Genomic DNA, 13,177 nt, shown 5'->3' with positions numbered 1-13,177 from the left:
TTTAACTCCTTTGCTCATCGGCCCCCACCGATGAGCTCCTTTTTTTAATCAAGACAAAAAAAATAGGCCCTCATTGAGGGCCTATTTTTTATTTTTTATGTGTTTCAAATAAAGGACTAACTGGTTTGTTTTCATGGATCCGTTTGATCGCATCGCCCATTAATTCACCAACACTGATTTCATCGATTTTATCGATTTTACGTTCGTCTGATAAATAAATAGAGTCAGTAACGACTAAATGCTCAATTGCTGAATCTTGGATACGTTGCATTGCTGGACCAGATAAAACAGGGTGTGTACATGAAGCATATACTTTTTTCGCTCCCGCTTCTTTCAAGGCATTCGCAGCTAGCGTGATCGTACCTGCTGTATCAATCATATCATCAATGATCACACATGTTTTGCCGTCTACTTTACCGATAATATTCATAACTTCCGCAACGTTCGCTTTCGGACGACGTTTGTCGATAATCGCGATTGGCGCTTTTAAGAATTCTGCTAATTTACGAGCACGTGTCACACCGCCATGGTCTGGTGAAACAACGACAACGTCATCTCCGCAAATTTCTTTTTCTAAGAAATAATCTGCAATCAATGGTGCACCCATTAAATGGTCAACAGGAATATCAAAGAATCCTTGGATTTGAGATGCATGTAAATCTAGTGTTAATAGACGTGTTGCACCTGCTTTTTCGATCATATTGGCTACAAGTTTTGCAGTAATTGGTTCCCGTGCGCGCGCTTTACGGTCCTGACGGGCATAACCGTAATAAGGCATTACGACATTGATTGTTTTTGCACTCGCGCGTTTCAAGGCATCGATCATGATCAATAGTTCCATTAAGTTATCATTTACTGGACTACTTGTTGACTGAACGACATAGACATGGCAGCCGCGAATACTTTCTTCAATATTTACTTGAATTTCTCCATCGCTAAATTGGGTAACAGAACTTTTTCCTAGTTCTACACCTACTTCTTCAGCAATTTTTTCAGCTAAGGGACGATTAGAATTCAAAGCAAAAATCTTCAATCTTGGATCAAAATAATGTTTCGACATGGGGACCTCCACTTTCTTTTTAAGCATACGTACCGATTATATACCATTTCAAATAAAATACTAGTCATTTCCATTTAAGAAATCAAGAGATTTCCCTTAAAATGGCAAGTGATCCGCATAACCCGCTTTGTTTACTTGGCGAGCACGGGCAATTGCCAGATCACCTTCTTGGATATCAGAAGTGATCGTCGAGCCAGCAGCAGTCACACTGTTTGCTGCGATAGTAACTGGTGAAATAATATTGGTGCTTGAACCAATAAAGACATGATCCCCAACAGTGGTATGGTGTTTGTTTTTACCATCATAATTAACAAAAACAACCCCACAACCGACGTTAATATCTTTTCCAAGTGTCGCATCACCAACATATGTCAAATGACCAACTTTTGTATGTTCACCAATGGTCGCTTTTTTGATTTCTACATAATTCCCGATATGTGCGTGTTCCCCAATGTCTGTTTGCGGGCGTAAATGGGCATTTGGTCCTACATCAGCAGACTTGCGGACGATACATTCTTCTAAGACAGAAGATTTGATTTCTACCTTGTCTTCGATCGTACTATCTACGATTTTAGAATGGGCACCTATCACACAATCTGCACCTATCACTGTATTACCTTGGATTTGTACGCCTGGTTCAATCACTGTATCTGAACCGATTTCGATGCCTACATCGATATACGTAGTAGCAGGATCAATAAATGTTACACCGTTGACCATGTGTTGTTTATTGATTCGGCGACGCATGATTTCATTTGCATTGGCTAAAGCGATTCGGTCGTTCACGCCTAATGATTCTTCAAAATCTTCTGTTTGATACGCAGCAACCGTCTGCCCTTCATTTTTTAGGATTTCAACGATGTCTGTTAAATAATATTCTCCTTGAGCATTATCCGTCCCAATTTTCTCTAACGCAGCAAATAATTGTTCGTTATCAAAACAGTATGTTCCAGTATTAATTTCTTGAGTTCGTGCTTCTTCTGGTGTCGCATCTTTTTGCTCAACGATTTTTTCGACGATGCCTACATGATCACGAAGAATACGTCCATAACCAGTTGGATCTTCCGCATGCGCGGTTAAAATCGTGGCACTGGCTTTTTTACCTAAATGATAATCAAAAAGATTATTTAATGTGTGTGTCGTTAATAAGGGTGTATCACCACTGATGACTAACGTTGTTCCTTTTTTGCCTTTTAAGAATTCAGCGGCTTGCATCACTGCATGGCCTGTTCCTAATTGTTCTGCTTGCAATGCATATTGACTGCGTTCACCTAATTGTTCTTTGACCATTTCGGCACCGTGACCAACGATTGTGACGATATCGGTTGGTTCTGTTTCTACCACTCGTTCAATGATATGTTCTACCATTGGTTTTCCGGCTACCGGATGTAAAACTTTGTATAATTTTGATTTCATGCGCGTTCCCTTACCCGCTGCTAAAATAATCGCATAACGATTTTCCAAAAAAAGTCACTCCTATTTGTTTAATAGTATTTTTTAAAAGAAAAAATCTCATTTTTTTATGGCGATAAATGGACGAAGTCCTATAAATAAGCGTAGCTGTTTTCGACTATTTATCATAGATACTCTTACTATTTTACTAGCTAAATAAAAAAAAGGCTAGCTTCCAATTTTTGCTCTCCATAAAAATCATCAGAGCAGCTAATGGAAAACGAACCTTTTAGATGCGTTTATTCTTTATCAAAACAATTTCCCGGTACAACCGTGATGGTTTTTGTACTTGTATCCACATCTTGAACGAATAACAATGAATTATAATCGTCGATTGCACGTTCACCTTTGAATTTAGATTCCGCAAAAACAGTGATGCCGACTAATTCAGCTTCAAACTCTTCAATTAAACTCTTCATTCCGTTGACGGTCCCGCCGCCTTTCATGAAGTCATCCACGATCAAGACTCTTGAGCCGCGTTTCAAACTACGTTTAGATAATTCCATCTTTTCAATCCGTTCTGAAGAACCTGATACATAGTTGACGCTGACTGTAGAACCTTCGGTGATTTTCGAATCACGTCGCACGATCACAAATGGCGCATTCAAATAATAGGATACTGCTTGAGCGATTGGTACGCCTTTCGTTGCCACGGTCATCACAGCATCAACTTTTTTATCTAAGTATTGAGCAGCAATAATCCGACCAACTTTACGTAACAAGTCCGGTTGTCCTAACATATCAGATAAATAAACATATCCACCTGGTAATAGACGATCTTCTTCTGACAAACGTTCAGCTAAAGATTCAATATATTCTTTGGCTTCTTCATCAGTAATACTCGGTGTAAAAACAACACCTCCAGCAGCTCCAGGAATCGTTTCTAAAAGACCCGTTCCGCGTTCCTTAAAGGTTTTCTTTACGATCGCTAAATCTTCACTGATCGAAGATTTTGCTGAACCATAACGAGCAGCAAAAAAAGTCAATGGGATCAAATCATGTGGATGATCCAATAAATATTGTGTCATGTCGATTAAACGTTCACTTCGACGCACTTTCACGTAATCCACTCCTATTTTCATATTAAAGTAATTAATTTTTTGATGTTCAATTTATGTCCCTACTACTTTTTATTAAGTCGAGGCTAACCAAATCTGATTTATCGTTTTTCATTATAAGGGTTTAATCAATAAAATTCGAGTATTTTCTTGTTTCAAAGTGAAAAAGTTCGGAATTTATTAATTATTAAACAAAAAAAGAGGAAAAGCTTTCGCTTTCCTCTATTTTTGTAACTGTTTTCGCTGGAATAAAATTCTCAACTGGCGAACACCATTGACTAATAAGAATAATACGATAAAACCTAACGTAATCGTAGCGCCCGGCGGTGTATCTAAATAATACGAACCAGTCAACCCACCGATCATTCCGATAAAACCTACTAAAACACTAACGAAAATCACTACGTTGAAGCTTTTCCCTACTCGCATACCAACGGCTGCTGGTAATACCATGATGGCCGAGATTAGTAAAGCCCCAGCAATCGGGATCATGACCGCAATTGCTACACCGGTCACGATGTTAAAAATCATTGACATCATTCGAACCGGTAAGCCATCGACGGCCGCGATATCTTCATCAAAGGTCAATACATACATTGGGCGTTTAAATAATAGAAATAAAATACCTACTAGGACAAATAAAATGCCTAGAAAGACAACTTGTTGCCAAGTGATTGTAACAATCGAACCGAATAAATATGATTGGATACTGACTGCCGAATTCCCTGGAGCTAAACTCATCAATACTAGCGCTACTGCTAATCCGGCTGCCATCAAGATTGCAATCGAGATCTCTGAATAAGAACTGTACATATTTTGAAGATACTCCATAAGGATCGCAGCGATAACGACGACGAAGAGCGTCGTTCCTGTTGGATTCAAGTTTAAGAAAAAACCTAGAGCAACTCCGGCTAGGGAAACATGTGACAAAGTATCAGCCATCAACGATTGCCGCCGGATAACTAGAAAAACACCTAGCATCGGAGCGATTCCAGCAATAAAAATCGCGGCTAGAAAAGCCCGTCTCATGAATTCATATGAAAGCAACGCCATTGTGAATTCTCCTTTCGCACCAATCGAATATGACGATCGATATATTTTTTCGTATCTTCATGGTCATGAGTGATCATTAAAATACTTTTTCCATGAGCATGGGCACTATGTCGTAATAATTCATAAAAATCATTCCGTGATTTCTCATCCATCCCGGTGGTGGGTTCGTCTAGGATGAACAAATCCGGATCCTTTGCAAACAAACGAGCCAAGCTGATCCGTTGTTTTTGCCCACCAGAAAGTTCTCCAACTTTTTTATCACGCATCTTCCACATATCAACTGATTCTAATGCTTTTTTTACATGAGCATGGTCACGTGCCGCTAATTTTTTAAACCACTTTCCTTGAGGATAACGACCAGATTCAACTAACTCTAAAACTGTACTAGGAAATCCCGCATTGAACGAGGCTACTTGTTGAGGGATGTAGCCAATACTTAACTTTTTACCCTCTGCATTTTTTTTAGCGATTGTTACTTCGCCACTACTAGGCTTCAACAATCCCAGGGTTGCTTTAATTAGTGTTGATTTTGCGGCCCCATTTTCTCCTGTTAAAATGACAAATTCTCCTGGATCGACATGATATGAGACATCTTCTAATACCGGTTCATTGTCATAGTAAAACGAGAGATCTTTGACTTCAATATAGGACATTAAACTTCCTCTTTTCTACTAAATTGAACATTTTATAAATTAAAAATAAAGGCTACGCAACCGATTCTAACATCAAAATAGCTTGCGCAATGCTTCAATTATTGGATACTCTCTTTCAAAGCAGCTAGATTATCACGCATCACAGAGACATAATCTTCTCCTGCTTTAATTTGTTTATTCGTTAAACTTTCTAGCGGATTTAAAACCTTTAGTTTTACTCCGGTCTCACTCGAGAGCGTTTCAGCTACTTTTGATGAGGCATTTTCTTCAAAATAAATGACATTGACCTTATTTGTTTCCACATATTTTTTTAATTCCGTCAAACGGCTGGCCGATGGTTCTTGGTCTGGTGAGATGCCGGCAATCGCTTCTTGTGTCAAACCATACTGTTTAGCTAAATACCCAAAAGCAGCATGCTGTGTAACAAAGGTTTTGTTCGTTGCATTTTTAACAGTCGTTTGATAGTCCTGATCCAATTGTTTCAATTCATCGATATAGGTTGCAGCATTCTTTTCAAAGATCGTTTTGTCTTTAGGATATTTTTTGCTTAACTGGTCTCGAATGGTTTCCACTTCTTTGATGGCTAAGACTGGATCTAGCCAAACATGTGGATCTAAATCATGGTCATGATCACTGGCTGTTTCTGTACTCTCACTATCATGAGCATCTTCCACACTGTCCATTAATGAAATCCCTTTTGAAGCTTGAATAATTTTTGTTTTATCTGTATCGATTGTATCTGATAGTTTAGAGGCCCATTTTTCTAACTCCGGACTATTATAAACAAAGACATCTGAGTTTGAGATTTTTGCTAAGTCTTTAGCCGATGGTTCAAAATCATGAGGTTCTGTTCCTGCTGGGATGATCAAGTCGACATCCCCTTTATCTCCCACTACTTGTTTCGCAAATTCATACATCGGATAAAAAGTTGTCGTTACTTGGATTTTTCCATCATCCGATGACGCTCCTTTTTTATCTTGCCCGCTACAGGCTGTCAACACTACTGATAGTAATACCGTTCCTAATAAAAACAGTCCTGTTCTCATTTTCATCTTTCTAAGCACCTTCTCTTCGTTTTTAAGACAAGAATAAATCTAACAAATGTTTTTCTATCCGTCAATGCAAATCGTAAAATTTACGATTTAAAACGTTAAAGACTTCTCAAACCGTAATATGAATGACTCTCTGCTCATATGAATAAAATTAACTGTATCCGTTTCATTTCAAATATATTGTTATTTTATTTTTTAATGAATAGAAAAAAGTAGACCCACAGGACCTACTTTAATGTTCGAACTAAATACACTTCCTCGCAAAAACCTTTTAAAGCATTCATGACATGTTTAGCTCGTGAGTATTTATGACATAAAGCATAAACGGTTGGACCGCTTCCGCTCATCATCGCAGCATCTGCTCCGTACTTTAACATCCGATCTTTTAACTGTTGGATAACGGGGTGCTTTTTGATTGTCACTACTTCCATTGAATTGCCTAAATTTTGGGTCATTTTTTGATAATCGCCAGCTTCAATAGCTGAAACTAATGCCGGTATATCTGGATGATACAACTCTTCCATGACGATCTGTGCAAAAATCGAACGCGTCGAAACGCTCATTCGTGGTTTGACCACTACAACCCAGCATTGAGGCATTGGTTTGATTGGCGTAACTTTTTCGCCAAAACCTTCTACTAAAGAGGTTTGTCCATAAACACAGTACGGAACATCTGAACCAACTTCAGCACCTAGACGAGCAAGCTCTTCCATCGATAAACCTAAATTCCACAAACGATTTACTGCGCGCAACGCAGCCGCTGAATCAGTTGATCCACCACCTAAACCGGCCGCTACTGGAATTTCTTTATGGATCTTGACTTGTAAGCCTTGTTTTATCCCAAAGCGTTCTTTGACTAATTCCAGTGCTTCATAAACATGGTTTTTTTTATCCGTGGGTAAAAAAGCCTTATTCGTTTCAATAATGATTTTATCTTCAGGAATTTCTTCCAAATATAAGCGGTCTGCCAAATCAATGCTGGCCATCACCATTGCCAACTCATGTAACCCATCAGGCCTTTTTCCGAGAATATCAAGGCCTAAATTGATTTTAGCTGGGGCTTTTTCCATAATTTCCATTTTCTCACCCATTCAAATTTTTCACTAGAAGATTCTAACATAGCCATTATCAAAAGTATAGATACTTCATTTTAGCATAGCCCCGTTCGTTTCGTTGAACTTTTCGCTTTGAATAAATAAAGACAAAGAAGCTAATAAATTTATAAAGTAAAACAAAAATAGGTTAAGACAAAAGTTGGTTTTACTTTTGTCTTAACCTATTTAAACTTCGATCATTTCATCTGAAATGGTCGCGCCTTTATTTTTTCCGCGACCAATCAACAATAATAATTGCATAGCTGAGAATAAGAAACTACTACTCTTCATATACGCAAAATATCTTGGTTTCCACTGATCGACATAGAGGGTCTTTTCTTCCGTCACCTGCTGGAATGCATAGATAGAATTTCCGTATTTGTAAATCAGATTCATGATACGTTCACCTAGAAAAGCAAAGGATGTCTCACCAACTTTGGCAAATGGAGCCATCCCTTGAAAGACTTCTTTGTAGCCTTGATTTTTTAATTCATCCATCAAATGTAATTTCAAAAAAGTCGGTAATTCATTTGGAACATTATTTCTAAAACGCAAAAGATCAAAAGAAGCTTTTTCTTGATTCATTGGCTGTTCCGTGATGAACCCAACAATTTTATTTTCCGGATCTCGTGCGATTCCTACATGGCTCGTGCGTAAATACTCACGGTCAAAACGTCCAACGGAGAAATATTTTTCTTTCTCTCCATTTAACCATTCACGTGAGATCTCTTCTAATTCATCAAAAATCTCCGTAGGCAGTTGTTCGAAATAAGTAAATTGATAACCTTCATTGGCTAATCGCTTGAATTCAAAACGATCTGAGAAAACATCATTCTGATGTTTCATAAAATCAGTCACGCCCGTTTCACCGATTTTATCAAAGTGAAAACCTAAATCATGCAACAACAATACATAATCTTCAGAGATTTTATAAAAAGCTAACTGATAGCCTAGACGATCTGCTTGCTCCATAAATGCAAGCGTCGCTGTTTGCCACTTATCAGGGTTACCAATTGGATCACCCAAGATAAAACATTTATCCGCTTTGATTTGGAAGCCAAAAACGATTTGGTCATTCCCATTCTCTTTATAATAATAATAGTGATAGCCAGGGACTCTTAAATAATGACTCGCTGCAGATCCTCCATACCGCTGAATCAAATAATTGAATCTTTTTTCATCCCACTCAGTTCCAATTTGTTCATCACTTTGGGTTAAGTAATGATATAAAATTGCTAAACACAGAATCGATAGAATCAAACCGATCAACCCTGAAAACCAAATCTCTTCAGAAGGAAAGGCAAAATATCTACTACTCAAGCGCTCATTACTCCAAATTTGACCACGATGATATCCTGCAACCGCATAAAAGATAAATAAGAGACCGAATAACGTGCCATCAAATAAAATAGCGCCCCATGAATAAACTAGCTTTTGACGATAGAATTCTTTACGGGACATCCAAACAATCAGTAGAATCACTAGATATACAACAATCAAGCGAATTGACGCCGTACGGGCAACCGTGTTGATGATTCCAAAAATCAATAAGAGGATCGTTGGCCAAAAGGCGCGCTGTACTTTTTGGGAAATTCCCCGAGCAAAGCCTAGCAATAAAAATCCCACCAATAAATTTAGTGTTTGATCTAGAAAATTAAAAGAAAAAGGTAACAACACTTGAAACAAACGGCTGATATTCGAAAGATTGGTCAATGTCGATAATAAGATCATCATAATTGCTGCAAAATAAACAGCAGTCACTAATAAGCCATGAGCAAATTTTTGTGAAATCAAACGTGGTAAATTATCAAAATAACGATTCATTTTAACACTTGTATTCGTCAAAAAGATTACGATACCTGTAACAAAAGGGATCAAGTAATAGACGATCCGATAAAAGAGGATCCATACTACTGCGGTACTTTGATTCAAGCCAAGATGTCCTAGACCTAAAATCATCATCACATCAAATGTCCCAGCACCTCCAGGAACCATTGTCAACATTCCTAAGCCAGTAGCGATCACAAACATTGGATAGACATCGCCCAGATTTAATTTAGCCCCCATCAAATAACCAACCGCTAAAAATACGATCATTGCCCCCAGCCATTGCCCAATCGATGCTACAAATAATTCAACGATTTGCTTTAGCTGAAATTCTTTAAATAGTGTTCGCCGTCTAGCATAGACAAAGCCGAATAGTACTGGAGCAAAAAGTCCACCAATCAATAACCAAATACGATAGCGCACAAAAGAATTTTGAGTCCGGAAAAAAAACAAATCCAATGCGGTAAAGAACGCCATAATCGATAAACCCGCTAACATAAAAATAGCAATTTTTGAGATCACAGCTAAAACTTTCTTTTTCTCCATTCCTTTGCCATAAAAACTTGAACGAAGACTTACACCTACAATTCCACCAAAACCAGCTAAATTATTGATTGTATTTGTCGTCCAAGCAGAGATGAACCATTCTTTTCGATCCATTCGAGGTCGCCCTGCCTGTTCTAAGGTTGTAATCGCTACATGATCATACAACAACATAGGCAATACGCCGCACAGACCCACTCCAAACATTGCCAATAAAGACAGCTGATTTTGCTGCTGGATTGTTTTCCATACAGTTTGCCAACTCATTCCATGGGCAATATTTTTCACTTGGTTTGCAACAAAAAATAAAACAATCCCAAAGAATATAATTTTAAGCAGTGTCGCATGGCGTTTAAACCAGCCGATAATAGTCGTCATTCTTTCTCTCCACTCTTCCTTAATCCTTAAGGTCTATTTTAAATGAATTCTTACTTTGGCGCTATTCTTTTCCATTTACGTTCCCATTTAAAAAAATAAAAAAAGCCTCGTAAAAGAGGCTTTTTTTATTTTGCATAATCAGTTGCTCGTGTCTCACGAATAACGACGACCTTAATATGTCCTGGATAGTCTAGTTCATCTTCGATTTTACGACGAATATCGCGAACCAATCGAACAGAATCTAAATCTGAAATTTCTTCTGGTTTAACCATGACACGAACTTCGCGCCCAGCTTGAACAGCAAAACTTGATTCTACTCCATCAAAACTATTTGAAATATTTTCTAAGTTTTGTAGACGGCGAACATAGTTTTCTAATGATTCACTTCGAGCACCCGGTCTAGCAGCTGAAACTGCATCGGCAGCAGCAACTAAAACTGAGATGACAGAAGTCGCTTCAGTGTCTCCATGATGAGAAGCAATTGCATTGATAACGACGGGATTTTCACGATACTTAGCAGCTAGCTCAGCACCGATCTCAACGTGTGAACCTTCAATTTCATGATCTAACGCCTTACCAATATCATGCAATAAACCTGCACGTTGGGCCAATTGAACATCTTCGCCTAACTCTGCAGCTAGAACACCCGTCAATTTTGCCACTTCGATAGAGTGATTCAAAACATTTTGACCGTAACTGGTGCGGAAATGTAAACGGCCTAAAATCTTGATCAAATCTGGATGTAAGGTATGCGCACCAACTTCAAAAGCAGCTTGCTCTCCGTATTCACGAATTCTTTCATCCATTTCTTTGCGAGATTTTTCAACCATTTCTTCAATCCGAGCCGGATGAATCCGTCCGTCTTGAATCAGTTTTTCCAATGTCATGCGGGCGATTTCACGTCTAATTGGATCAAAACCAGATAATACGACTGCTTCTGGTGTGTCATCGATGATCAAATCGATCCCTGTCAATGTTTCTAATGTTCGAATGTTTCGACCTTCACGACCAATGATCCGACCTTTCATCTCATCATTTGGTAGTGTAACGACTGAAACAGTCGTTTCGGAAACAGCGTCAGCACCACAACGTTGAATTGCCATCGCTAAAAGATTTTTCGCTTTGCGATCAGCTTCTTCTTTTGCACGTTGCTCAGATTCTTTAACCATGACAGTTAATTCATGGTTCAATTCCTCTTCCGTCGTTTTCATGATTATTTCTTTTGCTTCATCTTTCGTTAACGAAGCAACTTGTTCCAATTTCGTTTTTTGTTCTTCAATCAGTTGTTCTACATCTTTTTCTCGCTCGTCAATTAATTGTTGTCTAGCACTGATTTTTGTTTCTTTTTCTTCCAGTGAGTGCTCACGCTTCTCGAGAGAATCGTCTTTACGATCTAAAGTCTGTTCTCTTTGAAGCAAGCGATTTTCTTGTGATTTTAATTCTTGTTTGCTTTCTTTCAACTCACTTTCAACTTGTGCGCGATACTGCTGGTTTTCTTCTTTGGCTTCTAACAAAGCTTCTTTCTTTAAGGTCTCCGCTTCTTTATTTGCATGCGTGATGATCCCTCTAGCTGTGTTTTGTGCTCCATCAATTTCTTTTTCATGACGTGACTTCGCGACCATTAAACCTAAACCAAGACCGACAATTAAACCGATGATAGCGAGGAGAATAGGAACTAACATTAAATCCACCTCCGTACTATCTTATTTACTTATCTGTAGTTTTTTGATAAACGAATGCTAAATTATCAATATGCCTACTTGCATATGTGTGTCTGTCACACAACTTTATTCTAATGTTTGTCTGATAGCGTGTCAACTTTATTTCTCTTTTGTCAGACTAAGAAATAAAGCGCTTAGCATTGTTTTGAAATATGACAAAAAAAAGCGCTGATAATCGGGGCGATCGACTCGATTATCAGCACTTTTTTGTTTTTTATTCTTCGATCGGTAATTCTTCTTGTCCTGAATCTTCTGCTTCTGGAAGTTCATCACCGATACCATACGCTGCACGTACACGAGTTGCTACTTCAGCCATCATTTCAGGATGATCTGCTAAATATTTCTTCGCATTTTCGCGTCCTTGACCAATACGATCTTCTTTATAGCCATACCAAGCACCACTTTTATCAATGATGTCTTCTTCAACTGCCATATCTAATAGTTCGCCTTCTTGTGAGATACCAAGACCATACATGATATCGACTTCTGCGACTTTAAATGGTGGCGCTACTTTGTTTTTGACTACCTTAATTTTTGTACGGTTCCCTACGATATCCGTGCCATTTTTCAATTGTTCTGCCCGACGAACTTCTAAACGAATCGTTGCATAGAATTTCAACGCACGTCCACCTGGTGTTACTTCAGGGTTACCAAACATAACACCAACTTTTTCTCGAATTTGGTTGATAAAGACAGCGATGGTTTTTGTCTTGTTGATTGAACCAGATAATTTACGCAAAGCTTGCGACATCAAACGAGCTTGCAACCCTACATGGGCATCACCCATCTCGCCATCGATTTCAGCACGCGGAACCAATGCAGCTACTGAGTCAATCACAATAATATCTACTGCACCACTAGAAACAAGTGCGTCAGCAATTTCTAAGCCTTGTTCACCTGTGTCAGGTTGTGATAATAACAATTCATCAATATCAACGCCTAAACGTTGTGCATATTGAGGATCTAATGCATGTTCAGCATCGATAAACGCAGCTGTTCCGCCATGTTTTTGAACTTCCGCAATAGCATGTAAGGCAACAGTTGTTTTACCCGAACTTTCTGGTCCATAAACTTCAATGATCCGACCACGTGGGTATCCACCAACACCTAATGCAACGTCCAATGCTAACGAGCCACTTGGGATCGTAGAAATTTGTTGGTCGACCTTTTCTCCTAATTTCATGATCGAACCTTTTCCGTAGTTCTTTTCAATCTTCTTCATCGCAGCATCCAATGCTGCTTTACGATCATTAGCCAATAGCTGATCCTCCTAATTCTTATTGATG

The 13,177-nt window shown here is 38.6% G+C and carries 10 protein-coding genes; all 10 read right to left on the bottom strand.

Features of this window, described 5'->3' with window-relative positions; all coding sequences use genetic code 11:
• Window positions 1-88: 88 nt before the first annotated feature.
• Window positions 89-1,060 carry a ribose-phosphate diphosphokinase gene (locus tag RV04_RS11715; protein ID WP_071858651.1) on the bottom strand — a complete coding sequence of 324 codons (972 nt, stop codon included), beginning with the start codon at window positions 1,058-1,060 and terminating at the stop codon, window positions 89-91.
• 96 nt (window positions 1,061-1,156) lie between these two features.
• Window positions 1,157-2,524, bottom strand: coding sequence for a bifunctional UDP-N-acetylglucosamine diphosphorylase/glucosamine-1-phosphate N-acetyltransferase GlmU (glmU, locus tag RV04_RS11710; protein WP_071858650.1), 1,368 nt, complete (start codon window positions 2,522-2,524; stop codon window positions 1,157-1,159).
• A gap of 227 nt (window positions 2,525-2,751) precedes the next feature.
• Window positions 2,752-3,573, bottom strand: coding sequence for a pur operon repressor (gene purR, locus RV04_RS11705; protein ID WP_071858649.1), 822 nt, complete (start codon window positions 3,571-3,573; stop codon window positions 2,752-2,754).
• A gap of 219 nt (window positions 3,574-3,792) precedes the next feature.
• Window positions 3,793-4,623, bottom strand: coding sequence for a metal ABC transporter permease (locus RV04_RS11700; RefSeq protein ID WP_071858648.1), 831 nt, complete (start codon window positions 4,621-4,623; stop codon window positions 3,793-3,795).
• Entirely contained in the window at window positions 4,596-5,276 is a 681-nt protein-coding gene (locus RV04_RS11695) for a metal ABC transporter ATP-binding protein (protein WP_071858655.1), read from the bottom strand. The genes RV04_RS11700 and RV04_RS11695 overlap by 28 nt, the downstream gene beginning before the upstream one ends.
• 98 nt (window positions 5,277-5,374) lie before the next feature.
• On the bottom strand, window positions 5,375-6,328 hold the full coding sequence (locus tag RV04_RS11690) for a metal ABC transporter substrate-binding protein (RefSeq protein WP_211271199.1): 954 nt from the start codon (window positions 6,326-6,328) through the stop codon (window positions 5,375-5,377).
• Between the two features lie 227 nt (window positions 6,329-6,555).
• Window positions 6,556-7,407, bottom strand: coding sequence for a 4-(cytidine 5'-diphospho)-2-C-methyl-D-erythritol kinase (gene ispE, locus RV04_RS11685; RefSeq protein WP_071858647.1), 852 nt, complete (start codon window positions 7,405-7,407; stop codon window positions 6,556-6,558).
• Between the two features lie 201 nt (window positions 7,408-7,608).
• A complete protein-coding gene (gene mprF / locus RV04_RS11680) occupies window positions 7,609-10,170 on the bottom strand; it encodes a bifunctional lysylphosphatidylglycerol flippase/synthetase MprF (protein WP_071858646.1) in 2,562 nt (853 codons plus the stop codon).
• A 125-nt stretch (window positions 10,171-10,295) separates the two neighbouring features.
• On the bottom strand, window positions 10,296-11,852 hold the full coding sequence (gene rny, locus RV04_RS11675; protein ID WP_071858645.1) for a ribonuclease Y: 1,557 nt from the start codon (window positions 11,850-11,852) through the stop codon (window positions 10,296-10,298).
• 253 nt (window positions 11,853-12,105) lie between these two features.
• A complete protein-coding gene (gene recA, locus RV04_RS11670) occupies window positions 12,106-13,149 on the bottom strand; it encodes a recombinase RecA (RefSeq protein WP_071858644.1) in 1,044 nt (347 codons plus the stop codon).
• Between the last annotated feature and the right edge of the window lie 28 nt (window positions 13,150-13,177).

Source organism: Enterococcus hermanniensis (assembly GCF_001885945.1).
In the GTDB taxonomy this organism is placed as follows: Bacteria; Bacillota; Bacilli; order Lactobacillales; family Enterococcaceae; genus Enterococcus_A; species Enterococcus_A hermanniensis.
Note: the sequence above shows the minus strand (reverse complement) of the source record. Positions and strands in the feature narration are given on the sequence as shown.